This is a genomic window from Desulfatiglans anilini DSM 4660 (assembly GCF_000422285.1).
GTDB classification, from domain to species: domain Bacteria; phylum Desulfobacterota; class DSM-4660; order Desulfatiglandales; family Desulfatiglandaceae; genus Desulfatiglans; species Desulfatiglans anilini.
In genome coordinates, this window is the sequence record NZ_AULM01000057.1 from 1 (window position 1) to 14,814 (window position 14,814).

At 52.1% G+C, this 14,814-nt stretch carries 13 protein-coding genes and 1 pseudogene; 11 read left to right on the forward strand and 3 right to left on the reverse strand.

What is annotated here, in order from left to right:
• Positions 1 to 517: 517 nt before the first annotated feature.
• Positions 518 to 1,003 carry a hypothetical protein gene (locus H567_RS26190; RefSeq protein WP_028322725.1) on the reverse strand — a complete coding sequence of 162 codons (486 nt, stop codon included), beginning with the start codon at positions 1,001 to 1,003 and terminating at the stop codon, positions 518 to 520.
• Positions 1,004 to 1,250: 247 nt separating this feature from the next.
• On the opposite strand from H567_RS26190, the gene H567_RS0119775 reads away from it, so the two are divergent.
• From H567_RS0119775 to H567_RS29675, 6 genes and pseudogenes are all read left to right on the forward strand, one after another.
• The gene (locus H567_RS0119775; RefSeq protein WP_028322726.1) at positions 1,251 to 1,535 is read left to right on the forward strand and encodes a Nif11-like leader peptide family RiPP precursor; all 285 of its coding nucleotides are present in this window, start codon (positions 1,251 to 1,253) and stop codon (positions 1,533 to 1,535) included.
• 328 nt (positions 1,536 to 1,863) lie between these two features.
• Positions 1,864 to 2,202, forward strand: a complete 339-nt coding sequence (locus tag H567_RS0119780; protein WP_153306288.1) for a hypothetical protein — start codon at positions 1,864 to 1,866, stop codon at positions 2,200 to 2,202.
• A 73-nt stretch (positions 2,203 to 2,275) separates the two neighbouring features.
• Positions 2,276 to 4,213 (forward strand): oxidoreductase, encoded by a 1,938-nt coding sequence (locus tag H567_RS0119785; protein WP_028322728.1) that lies wholly within the window; start codon positions 2,276 to 2,278, stop codon positions 4,211 to 4,213.
• A 123-nt stretch (positions 4,214 to 4,336) separates the two neighbouring features.
• Positions 4,337 to 5,155, forward strand: coding sequence for an SDR family oxidoreductase (locus H567_RS0119790; RefSeq protein WP_028322729.1), 819 nt, complete (start codon positions 4,337 to 4,339; stop codon positions 5,153 to 5,155).
• A gap of 200 nt (positions 5,156 to 5,355) precedes the next feature.
• Positions 5,356 to 6,138 carry an acetoacetate decarboxylase family protein gene (locus tag H567_RS0119795; RefSeq protein ID WP_208598435.1) on the forward strand — a complete coding sequence of 261 codons (783 nt, stop codon included), beginning with the start codon at positions 5,356 to 5,358 and terminating at the stop codon, positions 6,136 to 6,138.
• A gap of 392 nt (positions 6,139 to 6,530) precedes the next feature.
• Positions 6,531 to 6,923 (forward strand): annotated as a pseudogene (locus H567_RS29675) (transposase); the annotation flags it as partial.
• 325 nt (positions 6,924 to 7,248) lie between these two features.
• On the opposite strand, the gene H567_RS0119815 reads toward H567_RS29675, so the two are convergent.
• Positions 7,249 to 7,593, reverse strand: coding sequence for a hypothetical protein (locus H567_RS0119815; protein WP_028322732.1), 345 nt, complete (start codon positions 7,591 to 7,593; stop codon positions 7,249 to 7,251).
• A gap of 353 nt (positions 7,594 to 7,946) precedes the next feature.
• Here H567_RS0119815 and H567_RS0119820 point away from each other — a divergent pair, with 353 nt between their 5' ends.
• From H567_RS0119820 to H567_RS27550, 3 genes are all read left to right on the forward strand, one after another.
• Positions 7,947 to 8,909: a thiamine pyrophosphate-dependent dehydrogenase E1 component subunit alpha gene (locus tag H567_RS0119820; RefSeq protein ID WP_028322733.1), complete on the forward strand. Its 963-nt coding sequence runs from the start codon at positions 7,947 to 7,949 to the stop codon at positions 8,907 to 8,909.
• Positions 8,910 to 8,931: 22 nt separating this feature from the next.
• On the forward strand, positions 8,932 to 9,912 hold the full coding sequence (locus tag H567_RS0119825; protein ID WP_028322734.1) for an alpha-ketoacid dehydrogenase subunit beta: 981 nt from the start codon (positions 8,932 to 8,934) through the stop codon (positions 9,910 to 9,912).
• A gap of 541 nt (positions 9,913 to 10,453) precedes the next feature.
• On the forward strand, positions 10,454 to 11,428 hold the full coding sequence (locus H567_RS27550; RefSeq protein WP_051185151.1) for a glycosyltransferase: 975 nt from the start codon (positions 10,454 to 10,456) through the stop codon (positions 11,426 to 11,428).
• Between the two features lie 198 nt (positions 11,429 to 11,626).
• On the opposite strand, the gene H567_RS0119845 is transcribed toward H567_RS27550, so the two are convergent.
• Complete coding sequence (locus tag H567_RS0119845) at positions 11,627 to 12,598, reverse strand: glycosyltransferase family protein (RefSeq protein ID WP_153306289.1); 972 nt, start codon at positions 12,596 to 12,598, stop codon at positions 11,627 to 11,629.
• Between the two features lie 665 nt (positions 12,599 to 13,263).
• Here H567_RS0119845 and H567_RS27555 point away from each other — a divergent pair.
• Together H567_RS27555 and H567_RS28780 are read left to right on the forward strand one after the other, a co-directional pair.
• Entirely contained in the window at positions 13,264 to 14,364 is a 1,101-nt protein-coding gene (locus tag H567_RS27555) for a glycosyltransferase family 2 protein (RefSeq protein WP_051185152.1), read from the forward strand.
• Positions 14,365 to 14,504: 140 nt separating this feature from the next.
• Positions 14,505 to 14,648, forward strand: a complete 144-nt coding sequence (locus H567_RS28780; RefSeq protein WP_153306291.1) for a hypothetical protein — start codon at positions 14,505 to 14,507, stop codon at positions 14,646 to 14,648.
• The last annotated feature ends 166 nt before the right edge of the window (positions 14,649 to 14,814 follow it).

Consider the following 14,814-nt stretch of genomic DNA (forward strand, 5'->3'; position numbering starts at 1 on the left):
CCTCGGAATCTCGGCAGGTTCCCCGTACCCGTCAAAGCAGGCCGTGCTATATCCATGTCCCCACAGTTTCCCTTCGCATTTTGGGCAGGATGGCGGTCTGGGCCAGAGATATTTTCGACCCAGCCTGAAAAGGCTCTTGACGCATACCCCGACAAATATTATCAATAGAGCACGGGTTGTGAGTTTTACTCACATGTTTTTCGGGGTAAAGGGTGCTGCTACATCCTTTACCCCAATTGTTTTCTATGACCGCTTCCGCCCTATTCCCAAAGCCAGAATAATTCGACATCCGACCCCCTCTAGTCAAGCGTTTGTGAAAAATACGGCCCCTTCCCGACAGCATATTCTGCCAACCAACATCGGTCCAGTGAAACATGGGGTTGACCCTGACATGACACTGAGCCTTGTTCACGCGAAACTGCTGCTCTATGCGGTATCGGTCCAGGGAAGCCATGACGATGGCTTCATTACTCCAGTCAGACCGATCCGTTACGATCAGGTTCTTGCCCAAAAGGGCTTATGCCGCCTCGATTTCAGCCGTGTTTTTCCGGAAGCTCATGGTCTGATCGGTGCACGTAAGGGTGTAAAACTTATGGCTGATGTGCAATTCCTCGCATAGCTTCCGATACCGGTTGGTTATGGCTTCAGCATTTCGCCATTGAGGTTCCCGGGCGCGGTACTTCTGGCGGAATGCAAGGAGTTCAGTCCGGATACGGTCAAGCTTTTTGGTCATGTCATAGAGCTTTTTGCGGCGGGTAACGGGATTAAAGGTCACGATGACGGTACACTCGCGCCCCCAGATTTCCATATTGGTGCGAAAAGCACAAAGCAGGTCCTCGGAACGTTTGCTGGCCTTCAGCCTTCGGTTCTTCGGGGTGTCCAAGATCGCAAAATGCTTTGGGTCGATCCCTGCGAGGTGTTCGGCGAAATAGGTCGAGTAGGTGGTAATGAAGTAGGTGTGGCTCTGGCTATCGATCAACGCCAGGTTGTCCTTGGACTTCATAATTATGGATGATCGGGCTTTTTTCTCTTGATGCTATGGACATTTTGCACTATAAAATACGCAATCTATATAAAAAATGATAAATATAATAAATCAATGCATTTTAATTTATATCAAATTGATTTTATATAATTCTGGTGTAAATAGCTCTTGGTTCCTTCCGTGATGTCGCGGAAGTGTGGTGGATTGGTGAGGCAGGTGCAATTTAGGCTTGAATAGGGTCCCCATTTGAGTCAGGAGGTGGGTTATGGCTATTGGCAGTGCAGAAGCGCTCGTTGCAAAGCTCCAGTCGGATGAATCGCTTCGCGGGGAGCTCAAGAAGGCCGAGTCAGAAGCTGACTTCCTTGGGATTGCCAAAAAAATGGGATATAACGTCAGCGTCGATGAATTCAAGAAAGCGATGGTAAAGAGGTTTCATCCCAAGGGCGGAGAACTTTCCGATCAACAGCTTGACCAAGTGGCCGGAGGCCTTCCTGTCGTCGGAATCGACTATTATGAGGACTATTATTTTGTAAAGATAGGAATAGAGTGATTGATCATGGTATAGCGGCAAGAACGAAAGGAGCCGGTCATGCCATTCCAAAAGAATCGAATCCGTCCATAACATCCTTTCTCGGTTAAAGATTAAATCGCACAAGATGAATTTTTATTTTGCGCTCCGGCGGAAGTCATGACTTTATAAGTAATTCGCTCACGGATTCAGGAATCAGTGTACCAGGTTGGTTACTGCTATATGAACCGCCGTTTACGGACCCGTACGCACGGTGGTGTGGGAGGGCGAACCCCGTAAGGCCATCCCCTATCCAGATTCCGGGCTCATCGGGTATTTTCAATATGCCCACACAGGTGCGGATTCAGTGATGGTGAACGACTATATGGGTGCTGGATTCAACGGGGTCGGTCTGGTGCCCGGATGGTCTTACGATACCATCAGTTTGGGTATGGCGTGGTCCAGCCTGAACGACCTTCCGGGGCCAGGCGGCTTTCTCTACCACGATGTGAAGTCCGATTCGAAAGACCTGAGGGCCAGCGAATGGATGCCCCAGGCCGCGTATCAGACGACCTTTGTCTTCAAGACGCCGAGTATCTTCTGGACCCTCGCAGCGGAACTGGCCGACACCTTTATCCCCACGCCGGGGCAAAGTCCCGACCTTGACGCAGCCCACATATTCACGGCACGATTTGTCGTATTGTTCTGATCTGAATGGCGCCTGCCCCGCATCGACGGGCAGGCGGTGATGGGATCAACCAGGCAATGGAGGGGGTACAAAAATGTATGAATTATTGAACAGCCCTGTCGCCATCGGCCGGCTTACGTTGAAAAATCGGGTCGCCATGACGGCTATGGGGACCAACCTTGGGGCCCCTGGAGGGGGTGTAACCGGTGATATTATTGCCTTCTATGAAGAGAGGGCAAGGGGCGGCATAGGCCTCATCATCACGGAGATCACGCGGGTCATGGACGGCCATGGAGCGGGGATGCCCAACCAGCTCGCCCTTCGCACGTTTTCGGATGCCGTCGGGATGGAAAGGCTGGCGAATACGATCCATAAATATGACGCCAAGATCTTCGTCCAGCTTCAGCATCCGGGAAGGGAGGCCCACCAGGCGATGCTCGGCGAACCCTGCGTTGGGCCATCCGAGGTCATGTGCAGGGTCACCAGGGAAATGCCGAGGGCGCTTACGACCAGAGAATGCGAGGAGATCGTGGAGCGGTTCGTGTCCGGCGCCATGCTTGCCCAGATGGCAGGGATTGATGGGATCGAACTTCACTGCGCCCATGGGTATCTTCTGGGCGAGTTCCTCTCTCCCCATACCAACAAGCGAACCGATAAATACGGAGGCAGTTTTGAAAACCGGATGCGCATCGTTGTGGAGATCATGGCGGGGATTCGGAGTCGCTGCGGACCGTTCTTCCCCCTATGCGTGCGCATCAGCGCAGAAGAATTCCTCGATGACGGGGTCGCCCTACCGGACGGCGTGGAAATCGCCAGGGCGCTTGAAAGGGCCGGCGCGGACTGCATCGATGTCAGCTGCGGCATATACGAAAGCCCTGTACCGGCATGCGTTGAGCCGGGTACCTATGAACAGGGATGGAAGAAATACATGCCGGCCGAGATCAAGAAGCATGTGAAAATCCCGGTCATCGGCGTGTGCAACATCAAAGAGCCCCATGTGGCGGAAGCACTCCTCAGGGAGGGCGCCGTCGATATCGCAGGGGTTGCCCGGGGCCATTTGGCGGATCCTGAGTGGTGCGGCAAGGCCTTTTCAGGGCGTGCGGACGAGATACGAAAGTGCATCGGATGCCTGGCCTGTTTCGGCGAACTGGACCGGCTGCATCACATCAAGTGTGCGGTGAACCCGCGCACAGGACGGGAGAGGGAGTATGAGCATCCGAAGATGAACGGGAACGGACGTACGATCGCCTTGGTGGGCGGAGGGCCTGCGGGAATCGAGGCCGGTCTCCTCCTTGACAGGAGGGGATTTCGCGTGGTCCTCTTCGATCGAGGGGAGAGGCTCGGGGGCACGTTGAATGTGGCGGACAAGGGCGAGGGTAAGGAAAAGATCACGCGTCTGGTGGATTCCCTGATCGCCTTGGTGGAGCAAAGCCATATCGAGGTGAGGCTCAATACCGAGGCCGACGTGGATAAGGTCAAGGCTCTGAACCCCTATGGCGTGTTCGTGGCCTGCGGAGCGTCACCGATCATTCCTCACATCCCGGGTATAATAGAGGGCAACCATGTGGTAACTGCGGAGGATGTGCTTCTCGGGAGGGCTATCGCAAAGGGCGACTGCGTGGTCATCGGTTCTGGCATGACAGGCCTCGAAACCGCAGAAGTATTGATATCGGCGGGTCATCAGGTGACGATCGTGGAGATGCTCGACAGCATAGGTCCGGGGGTATATCCCTCGATACTCATGGACGTCATGGGTCGCATTATCAAAGGCGGTGCTGTCCTGTTGCCGGGGCATAAGCTGCTTCGCGTCAACCCTGACGGGGTTTTGCTCGAAAAAACCGCTGACGGAAGCCATCTGGATGTCAAAGGAGAAACCATCGTGCTGGCGATGGGTGTGAGGCCGAGAAAAGATGTTGTGGATGCCTTTTGCAGGGGTTTTGAGAATGTCCGCGTAATCGGGGATGCAGAGAGGGGCGCTCGGATACTCGAGGCCACGGCAGCGGGATACGGCAAAGCCTTTGTATTTGAATAGGACCGTAAGGTCCAAACAGGTTCTTCCATTTGTCATGGCTGGAAGATGCGTTGCCGCTGACCCCGCATATTTTTAACGGGGACAAGGGCTGGTTCTGGGGGGAGAGATAAGGAGGATGAAGCGATGACAGATTACTATGAAGGGAAGGTTGCGGCAGTTACAGGCGGGGCCTCGGGGATCGGGCTGGCGCTGGTGGAGGCCATGCTTGAGATGGGGGCCAAGGCTATGACCCTGGCCGACATCAATGAGGCCAATCTGGCGAAACACGTGGAGCGCCTCAGCGCGCAGTATCCCGGGAAGGTGAAGGGAGTGCGGACAGATGTGACCCGGGAGGAGAGCGTCAAAGCCATGGTGGACAGAGCGGCGGCATTTGGCGGCGGCAGGCTGGACCTGCTGTTCAACAATGCCGGGCTGGGTCTGGGAGGCGCTTTCGATGACCTGGGCAACGAGGACTGGGCAAAAGCCTTCGCCATCAACTTCTATGGGGCCCTTTACGGCGTCCGCGCGGCCCTCCCCTATATGAAGGCCCAGAAAAACGGCCATATCCTGAATACCGCCTCCGGCGTTGCCTTTGTCAATTTCCCCCTGCAGAGCATGTATGCGGCCACAAAAGCGGCATTGCTGGGCATGACCAACTCTCTCCGCTTTGAATACTGGGACGACGGCATCCGGTTTTCCACTGTCATCCCCGGCACCGTGGCCACTGCAATCTGGGCTGCCGGGGCCCCTTCAAATGCCATCACGCCGGAGGAATGCGCGGCGGCGGTCCTCAAGGGCGCGTCAGAGAACAAACGTGTCATTTTTGTCACCGAAGACGATCGGAGCGGTTGTGTTAACATGGCACTGGCGGCTGCCTACATGCCGACCGCGGACGCAGCGTTGACCACATATTTGCTAGGTGTGGCGAAGGCCAGAAAGGCCGGGGATTTCAAGGCCATATGAAGGTGGGTGCGTGTAACGATTTTGCCGGGTGATTCTCGTCGCGCCGGGACCGGATGCCTGATGCGATGTCGGCGACGTGCTGCCAGACAAGCCCGTTTGATGCATACCATCAGATTCAGGCAGAAAGGATGAGCATGATGAAAAGCGGAAGTTATTTCATCTCGCGAGAGAAGTTTAGTCTTTTCATGAAGGGCGCCGCGATGAACAATGAGGAAGGCGTCTATGTGTTTTTTGAGACCGATGCAGGCGTGGCGAAGCTTCTTCCCCCGCCGCTGGCACTGGCCTCTCCCGAAACCCCTCTCGGATACATCTACATCGTGAATATCAAGGAGCCGACATTCGCCCCCTGGTACATGGAAGGCGGGCTCGGTGTCATTGCCAGGTACGGTGAACAGGTGGGCATTTACTTTTTCAGTCTGCAGCTCAGTGGCCCAGGGGCGTTGATGGGTGCGTTTTCTGGCCGCGAAGGCTCCGGACTTCCCAAGAAGCTCTGCGACAAGATCGTGGTAGAGAGGATCGAGGATAGCGCGCACGCATTTATCGAGCGCCATGACGTCAGGCTTGTGGACGTAGAGTTGGAGATCGGCAAATACAATGACCCGAGCATGGATGTCATGCAGGCGGGCAAAGTGCCGGGCGTCGAGGAGCAGGGCGGCTGTCTTTTGCATAAATACCAGATGGGCGGAAAATCCGGTATCACCAACATGAGCCTCATTTACTACGACAGCCCGACAGTATATCACACGTGGGAACCGGCCACCGCAGGGGTAAGGTTGGCATCGTCCGTTGACGATCCGTGGGCGGAGATCCCTGTTGTACGGGTGCTCGGGGGTGCGTACAGCATCAATTCCAACCGAGTGACAAATGTCTATGAGCTGAAAGCGTATACCGATGAGGAAGCCATGGAGGTCATGTGCTACCTGTATTCGGGCCGCTATGACCGCTGCTGCCTCTGCAAAGGGCATCAGCATTATGAAGCCTAAAACGAGCAACACACAGCTGCCCAACGAAAATCCGATGGTGGTCAAGAGCGGGAGAAGGCCGAAGCAGATGGCGCAATCCAGGCTTTTAAAACCGGCCGACCTTTCCCTTGAGGTCGTTGTCCTTCTGTTTGCGGGAATGGCCATGCTTATCCTGGGCCTTCTCCTGTTTCCTGTATACGCAGGTATTCTCCCTTACTATGAAAACGCTCTTTTCGGCATGATACTCGTCGTATTTGCCCCCAGATCCTATCCATGGGAAAGACCCCTTTCGGGGACATACAGATATCGGCAGTATCGGTTCTCTTTGGAGTCATCGTGGCGGCGGTGGGAATTGTCTCCTGCTTCATTCCAGGCCTCTTGGGGATGGTTTCCCGCATGCTTCTGATGATCTTCTTCGGGGCGGATTTGTGTATCTGACGGTTGTGATGGACTAGTACAGCCGCTACGTTATATCCTGGGAAGGGTCGGTCACCCTGGATGAGAGCTTCTGCGTGTGCAGCCTCGAGCGGGCCCTGAGACGGTATTCGAAGCCGGGGATTTTCAACACGGACCAGGGATTGCAGTATACCGGAGCCGCTTTTACCGGGGTGCTAAGCGACCACGGAATCACCATCAGCATGGACGGCAAAGGGCGTGCGGCAGACAATATCATGGTCGAACGTCTATGTCGCTCGCTGAAGTAGGAGGACATTTACATCAGGGAATACGAGACGGTAGCGGACCTGATCGACGGCCTTCGGGCCTACTTCGAGTTCTACAACATCCGCCGACCGCACCAGGGGCTGTGAATGGCCGGACCCCGGCAGAGGTCTACTACCAAACCCCGCTCCTCAGGATGGCAGCGTGATCGGCTGGGGTACGTTAAGCCGCAGCCGGCTTGGCCACGCCTCGCCTGAACTCCGCAAGGCTCCGCGAGGCGAGGCCAAGCCCCGACTAACGAACAGTCGGAGTGAAATTGGAGTTCTTACACCTTAAATCTCTCGAAAACTGGTCCCGTACTTGGGGTTCACCTCAATAACTACCCCAACACAATTCGGCACAGCCGCAATGCCACCCCCCAGCCCAGTCCCCGCAAGGTTATCTGAGAATCTGGTCTCCATTGATTCTCCCTCATGCTTTGTTTTCCGTTTGGGCCTCTTGCCAGTCGTGAAGGGCCCGCCAGCACTCCATATAAGCCATATGGCGACGGTGATCATCAACCGTGTTCTTGAAATTGGAATATTCAATCTCATAGGCCATGGAGCCCGCATAGGCGACCCAACGGCCACGACGGACCTTGATCCTGAAGCGGTAATCGGCCTCGGGCAGTTCCAGAATTCCGCCTGGGTCGATGGCCATCCGTTTACAGAATCGCTCCAGATCCTCGCGCACCCGGGCTCTGACCATGAGTTCGGCGTCGCTGCAGTAGTTGTCTTTCACCACACTGAAAAAACCATCGACTGTGAACAACCACATTCTGGACCTCCTGGTATTCGAAGGTGGGAATCAGGATAAAAGTTGTGAACAATGTTATGCTGCCATTTTCTGTGCTTTGTTATCAAAAGCAATGAAATATGGCGGATGAACTATACAGATAACATGGGATCTTTTACACCTAAAATCGCTGAAAACATGGTACCGTTCTCGGGGTTCACCTCAGAGTGTCTTACAATAACATCAAACCGGGAAAAGCGTTCCGCCCTAAACCTGGCTACCCATCTAGCGAGAGCCGGAAGACCTTGCAGGGCTGAATATGCATGAGGTTTTTAAGGGGGGTTGAGCTGAACCGTTAGTTCCAAAGGTAAACTTCAACCACAAGAGGAGGCCAAATGCAGATATCGAAGCAGAAAAAGCTGGAGATGCTCCGATCGTTGCTGCTTTCCCGCAAGTTCGAGGAGGCGCTGACGGAGCTCTGTAAGATCGAAAATAAAATCCCGGGGATGATGATTCTGTGCACGGGGCAGGAGGCGGTGGGCACAGGGGTGTGCGCCGCACTTGAAATGGAAGATGTCATTATCACCAATCACCGCAGCCACAGCCACCTGCTGGCCAAGGGGGCCGACCCCAAACTGCTGATGGCCGAAATTTACGGCAAAAAAACCGGTTGCAACAAGGGGAAAAGCGGCACGCTGCATCTCGCGGTTCCAGAAATAAACGCGCCCTGCACGACAACCGTTGTGGGCGGTGGGCCGCCCATAGCGGTTGGCAGGGCCTTTGCCCAGCAGTACCGAAAGGAAAAAAACGTCACCGTCTGCTTCATCGGCGACGGCGCGACCAACGAGGGCTCTTTTCACGAAGCCGTAAACCTTGCGAGCCTCTGGTCCCTTCCAGTCCTGTTTGTGTGTGAAAACAATCTTTACGCAGGCGCGCAGCGCTATGAAGAACATACCAAGGTGCGCAATATTGCGGAGCGGGCGGCCGGTTACGCTATTCCCGGGGTCGTGGTGGATGGCAACGATGCGCTGGCGGTATATACATCGGCTGTGGAAGCCAGGGCGCGTGCGGTTGCCGGCGAGGGACCGACGCTCATCGAATATAAGACCTACCGGTGGCGCGGGCATGGCGAAAGCGACCTCCAACTCTATCAGCCCAAGGATGAGATCGAGGTGTGGCAGGAAATGTGCCCCATTCCGAAACTGCGCGATGAATTGCTCGCCGAGGGGCTCATAAGCCCGGATGAACTGGGGGAAATGGAGAGCCGCATGGATGCCATTGTGAAGGATGCGATCCTCTTTGCCGAGGAGAGCCCCTATCCGGAACCCCACGAAGCCCTCCAGGATGTTTTTGCCTAAACCCGGATGAAAGGAGCGCAGCATGCAGCAATTAGGAATGGGACAGGCTATCAATCAGGCCTTGAGGGAAGAAATGTTCCGGGATCCTGATGTTTTTTTGGCGGGCGAGGGCATCGGAACGGGCATCCATCACAGCCCGATGCTTCCGACCGCTGGGTTGCTCAAAGAATTCGGCCCGGGGCGGGTGAAGGACACCCCGGTTTCAGAGGCAGCCATCGCAGGATTGGCGGTCGGCGCCTCAGTAGCCGGATTGAGGCCTGTGGTGGAAATCATGTTCAATCCGTTCTTTACCTTGGCTTCGGATATGATCGTCAATCACGCGGCCAAGCTTCGCTACCTGTCCGGCGGGAAATCATCCTTTCCGCTGGTGGTGCGCATGAAAAGCGGCGCCGGAATCGGTGCCGGCTGCCAACACTCCCACAACCTCGAAGCATGGGTGGCGCATTCCCCGGGGTTGAAGGTGGTCATGCCCGCTACGGCCGCAGATGCCAAAGGGCTTCTCAAGTCCGCCATCAGGGATCCCAATCCCGTTATTTTCATCGAAGACATAATGCTTTATTTTGTTCCTGGAGCGGTACCTGAAGAGGAGTACCTGATCCCTATCGGCAAGGCCGATGTCAAGCGGCAGGGGAAGGATGTCACCGTGGCTACATGGTCCAAGATGCTGGGTGTGGCCATGAAGGCAGCCGATCAGCTAGCCCGTGAGGGCATCGAGATAGAGATCGTCGATCTGCGCACCCTGGTGCCCCTGGACAAGGACACGGTCCTGGGTTCTATTCGCAAGACCGGCCGCCTGGTCGTATTGCACGAGGCCACGCGCACCGGCGGCTTTGCAGGTGAAGTAGCGGCTCTGGCCATGGAAGAGGCGTTTGAAAGCCTGAAGGCCCCGTTGCGGCGAGTGACCGGTCCGGATATACCGGTACCCGCCAGTCCGCCGCTCGAGCGCTTTTACATTCCTGATGAAGAAAAATTGATTGCAGCCGTAAAAGACATACTCAAGTAACAATCAGTATTGTCCGTCTAGATTCTTGCATCATACCATAAATAAAACTATATCCTTTTTATTCTTACAATTTTTTTAAGTGACAGTTCTAAATTGCATTACATAGATACGGAGATGCTTGTCATATGCAGAAGCAAAGGAGGAAAATCCACGGGCGATTGAACACATGAACACTGTCATTCGAATCGACCTCGTCACTCCGAGTGCAGAAGACCCCACCTTGGCCACTCTCACCGTCGCCGACAGGGCGGACATGGCGGATGCAGGGATCTGAAAGACACGTTGACGAAGGTTTCATCCTTGAATGACCTGCTCGTTGGCAGATTGACGCATGTTTCTCTCCCGGCCCAGCCCGCCAGCGAGCTCAAGTTCTATTTCGAGCATGCCAATCTGAGCGAGTTCTGGATTGCAGTGAATTGAACTGTATGATACCAAGACTCCAGGCAATCGCGTAGGATGAAGTTTGGCTTTAGACCGCCTGTGCCGCGCAGCGGCATCGGGAATAGAGGGTTTTGAATAGACTGAGACAATCGAGGGGCGGATGAAGGTCTCTGTTATCATGCCTGTCTACAACCGTGAAAGGTACGTGTGCCAGGCCATCGAGAGTGTGCTGCAACAAATTTATAAGGATTTTGAGCTCATAGTGATTGACGACGGATCAACGGACCGTTCTGCTGATCTGATTGCGTCTTTCAGCGATTCGCGCCTTCATTATCTAAGACAGCGGCACTCGGGAATCAGTGCGGCTATGAATCATGGCCTTCAAGTTGCTTCCGGTCAGTATATTGCGCGGTTGGATTCCGATGATGTCTGGCTGCCTCAGATGCTGGCAAGTCAGGTCGCCATCCTTGAAAAAGAAACGGACATTGGCGTTGTATACGCAAAGGCACAGCAGATCGACGAGACCGGAAACAGAATGAGAGAGGTTAGAGGAAAAGCAATGCATTTCACAGGTGATAGCCTGAAAAGCATACTCTTTGAAGATTTCACCTGCAACATCACCGTAGTCGCACGACGTGGCTGTTTTGCACTTGCTGGACGCTATGATACATCGCTGTATGGAAATGAAGATTGGGACATGTGGCTGCGAATCGCCAAGCATTGTAAATTTAAGTTCAACGATCAGATTTTGGCCTTTTTCAGAAGTCATTCTGGTAATATTACTAAAAACACGTCGCCATTTTTCGATAAAATTCTCGAAACCAGAATTCATGTGCTCGATAAAGCTTTTGCAGATTCAGGTATCTCCATAAAATATATAAATTTAAAGCCAACGGCATACAGTAATGTTTATATCAGTGTCGGGTGTCATTTGCTTGTAGCTTCCAAATATAATAAGGCCTTAAGCGCTTTTATAAATTCGCTTAACGCTAATGCATTTAGTCCAAAAATATTGATTCGAATTATATTCTTAGTATTCACGATTTGTACAAAAAAATGTTTTAATCAATTTTATTATGGTATACGTTTTATGAAATGGCAGTCATCGGTTCGAGGAAAAATTCGGACATATTGATCAATTTGTCCTATATTTTAGTTCGAATTGGAAGTCAGTATCTCACTCACAGCTAAAATTAATGGCTTATGCAAGACATCGCGCCTTAAATTTTCGGTAACCAATTTTCCCTAATCAACTCAAGTACTATCCGGTGTTTGATTTAACAGATGGAAAGTGATGAAAGGGAATGAACAGAACGCAAGGGATAGATGCCTTTTATCTGCTTTCTGAGGGAAAACCAGCCTCGTCTGAAAGGACATCGAGGTTGAGGGCCTTGGCGCTGTCTTGAATATCGTAATGGTCTTTATGCATGAAGTGTTTCATTATTGCGGGACATCCGTTAACAGGGCCGCCGGTACCGTGGGGGATCACTTCCGCTAACCTGATGCCTGGGGGGAGATTTTTATGATAGTCACAAGAAAAAAAAGTCCGCATCATTTCCCAGAAGGCGTCGGGGCCTCGACCTCCCGATAACGTTCGTTGCGCAGCCTTTTGAGCAAAGCTGTCTTCCTTGTGCCAGAGGTAAGTTCTGTCTTTAAGAGCCGCGGTTTTGGCAAGGTAATTGTCGGGAAACAACGCGCGGTAACGGTAAACCGGCTTCGATAAGTAGCAGGGTTGGCCTCTGGTATTCCGCAGTCGCCGGAAGATTCCCCTTGGGCTGCGGAGGAGAGTCCTAAGGTCATATCCTACGTCATAGGCGTCTCCCTTTGATAGGATGGAGGGTAAGTTCCTGAAAAGCCTTTTTCGGAAATCGGTCATCCAGACAAAATGCATTCCCATAATGGTGGAAAACGGTAGGGAAAAAATCTCTGCCCGGGGATACAATATCGGCAGAGCTTTGACCTCATCAACGCATGATTCATGTAGAACCTCGTTCGCCTGAAGGTTCAGGCAGTATTGACCACGGCACCGTTCCTTCAAGATATTGGTCATTTTGGCCAGAATGCCGCCGCGTACAGCGAGTTCAGGCCCAGGCCAAGCGTCCCGAAACAGCTTCAGCTTGTCGGGATGTTTTTTCCGTAGGGCCTTCAAGATTGGCCATGTTTCGTCGGTCGAGTATCCATCGGAGACTAGAAACTCATCGCAGACAGGTAGGGCAGCCGCTATCGCCTCGAGGAAGGGATAGCCCTGGATTACGACATTCTTCACGATCATGAAACCGGATATAGTTGTCTCTTTACGTTCCAAAAAAAGCTCCAGTTTGAAAAGAGGCATAATTCACATGAATTCGGAGCAACGCGAGTTTCCTTCGTGTTTAGGTTGAATGAAACTCGTTATGCCCTGTTCCGGATAGCCGGCCAGTGCACCGCTTGAGGGCCTGGGATCAGTCGTCATCACCTGGTCAAAGATCTTGAAGTGTAAATTTTCCAAGAGGTAAAGAGGGTTGCCCCTTTTCTGTAGGGGAGTAGAGCACCTGTTGCGCTGCACTGTTCTGACAGAAAGATACGTCCTTTTTCATGGTATATCCGAAAGCGTCATCTATAGGATCAGCAGAATGCAATCAGCATTGCATATACCAGAAGGCCTCCGGTGACAAGGTGTATCTTCAGGACCACATCAGAATCTTTCATCGAAAGAATCGGAGAGGAGAGAAAGGCTTTTCTGATGGTATTCCTTTGCCTCGGTTTTGTTTTTCGTGTAATCAACACTTTTAAATCATTGTGAAATCATTTATTGCTGGTTTTCGGGATTGTTTGAGGTGATCAGGGCGGGCCTTAGCGCTTTTGATGTGCAGGCGCTCATGCCCAGGGTACAAACTTGTTAGGCAAATCAATCGTTTGCCTCGCATTGTCGGGAGGTCGACGGCTCGGCCTGTTGACCTTGGCAGGCTTGAAGAAGGGTGCTGGCCTAACATGAGAAAACCAAGGCCTGTAAGTGTTGTCATGCCCGTCTATAACGCTGGCTCATACCTTGCCGAGGCCGTGGAAAGCATCCTCAACCAGACTTTTTGCGATTTCGAATTCATCATCATCGATGACGGCTCGACGGATGGCAGCGGTGATATCCTGGAGGAATACCGTACCATGGATGATCGCATCAAAGTCTGCCACCAGAAAAACAGCGGGGTGATACGAGCCTTGAACAGGGGGTGCCGCCTGGCTCAGGGGCCTTTGCTGTTCAGGATGGATGCGGATGACATCAGTTTGCCGAGACGCTTCGAGCGCCAGATTCGCTTTCTTGACAAACACCCTGAAGTGGGTGCTCTGGGGACTTGGTTCGAACGGTTTTCGGGAGAAGGGAAGGATGCGGGTGTGGGGGCATTGCCCACCCAGCCGATGAGCACGATCTGGGGCCTACTGTTCGGGTCACCCATCAGCCATCCAACAGTCGCGATGCGTAAGGCGGTGTTGGAAAAATCAGGCTATTACAGGGAGGGGGCAAACTACATCGAAGATCGAGATCTCTGGCTCCGCATGTCCAAGATCTCGAGATTAATGAATATTCCCGAAATACATCTGCGTTATCGTGTTCATGAACAAAGCATTTGTCAAAAATATGCAAAAATGCAAAGTGTTATGTTGAAAAAATCCTTTGAAGAGAACATCCATGTTTATATCAATGGAGAAGTGTCTAAAAGATCTCTGGATCGTTTTTTTAATTTTTTTATTGAAAAGCGTTTATGCAATAAAGTTGAAATAAAAGAAGCTGTTGAAATGTTAATGTATATTTATAATTATTTTATTAAAACAAATCGTATAGATTCCGTGTCCCATTGCGAAATAAAAAAAGATATCATAGAAAAACTTTTAGTTGCGGCAAAAATACATGTAAGAAAAATACCCGATATGAGTGCAACACTATTAAAAAAATCATTTGATATTGATATGTATATAACTATAAGAAGGTTGTTTTTAAAGTTGTTGATATTGATTTTACCAGAGAGTCTGGCTTTTTCCCCCCTTCGAGATGTATTCCGGGTTGTATCGCTAAATAGATTCTGTTTGTATAAATAATGAGGTATTTTTTTCGGCACCACGTCTCCAGTATCCTTCAACCCGTTCGCGATTCTCCCTATGTCCTTATCGGTTATCTAGTATCCATCCGGAAATGATTTCGCGGTAGAACTCAGTTTCCAATCCGGAAATGAGGATTTTTGGCCAATATCAAGGAAATCAAGCGTTTGTGCGGAGGCGACCTGCAGGTCGCCGCACAAGCAAACGTGCAGATTGACGCCGAGATTGGCCAAAAAGACCATTTCCGGATGGAAACTGTTATGAAACGGGCTCTTGTCAAGTGAAAAGTTCTGAAAAGCTCCTGTTTAATCGACGCCGCTTTACGGGGCCTTGGCGAGAATGGGCCCTGCGTGGAGCTCGTCGGAGCCAAGGCCCCGTAAAGCGGCGTTCCTTTTTATCTTTATCTTGTCATGACTCCTCCATCGGAGTTGTGTTTCTGCAAGAGGCCCT

What these genes read in the sequence shown, in the direction of transcription:
- H567_RS0119775 (WP_028322726.1), top strand. Translation starts at nt 1,251, where the DNA reads ATGGCTATTGGCAGTGCAGAAGCGCTCGTTGCAAAGCTCCAGTCGGAT.
- H567_RS0119780 (WP_153306288.1), top strand. Translation starts at nt 1,864, where the DNA reads ATGGTGAACGACTATATGGGTGCTGGATTCAACGGGGTCGGTCTGGTG.
- H567_RS27555 (WP_051185152.1), top strand. Translation starts at nt 13,264, where the DNA reads ATGAGAAAACCAAGGCCTGTAAGTGTTGTCATGCCCGTCTATAACGCT.
- H567_RS0119825 (WP_028322734.1), top strand. Translation starts at nt 8,932, where the DNA reads ATGCAGCAATTAGGAATGGGACAGGCTATCAATCAGGCCTTGAGGGAA.
- H567_RS0119785 (WP_028322728.1), top strand. Translation starts at nt 2,276, where the DNA reads ATGTATGAATTATTGAACAGCCCTGTCGCCATCGGCCGGCTTACGTTG.
- H567_RS0119820 (WP_028322733.1), top strand. Translation starts at nt 7,947, where the DNA reads ATGCAGATATCGAAGCAGAAAAAGCTGGAGATGCTCCGATCGTTGCTG.
- H567_RS27550 (WP_051185151.1), top strand. Translation starts at nt 10,454, where the DNA reads ATGAAGGTCTCTGTTATCATGCCTGTCTACAACCGTGAAAGGTACGTG.
- H567_RS0119795 (WP_208598435.1), top strand. Translation starts at nt 5,356, where the DNA reads ATGAACAATGAGGAAGGCGTCTATGTGTTTTTTGAGACCGATGCAGGC.
- H567_RS26190 (WP_028322725.1), bottom strand. Translation starts at nt 1,003, where the DNA reads ATGAAGTCCAAGGACAACCTGGCGTTGATCGATAGCCAGAGCCACACC.
- H567_RS0119790 (WP_028322729.1), top strand. Translation starts at nt 4,337, where the DNA reads ATGACAGATTACTATGAAGGGAAGGTTGCGGCAGTTACAGGCGGGGCC.
- H567_RS0119815 (WP_028322732.1), bottom strand. Translation starts at nt 7,593, where the DNA reads ATGTGGTTGTTCACAGTCGATGGTTTTTTCAGTGTGGTGAAAGACAAC.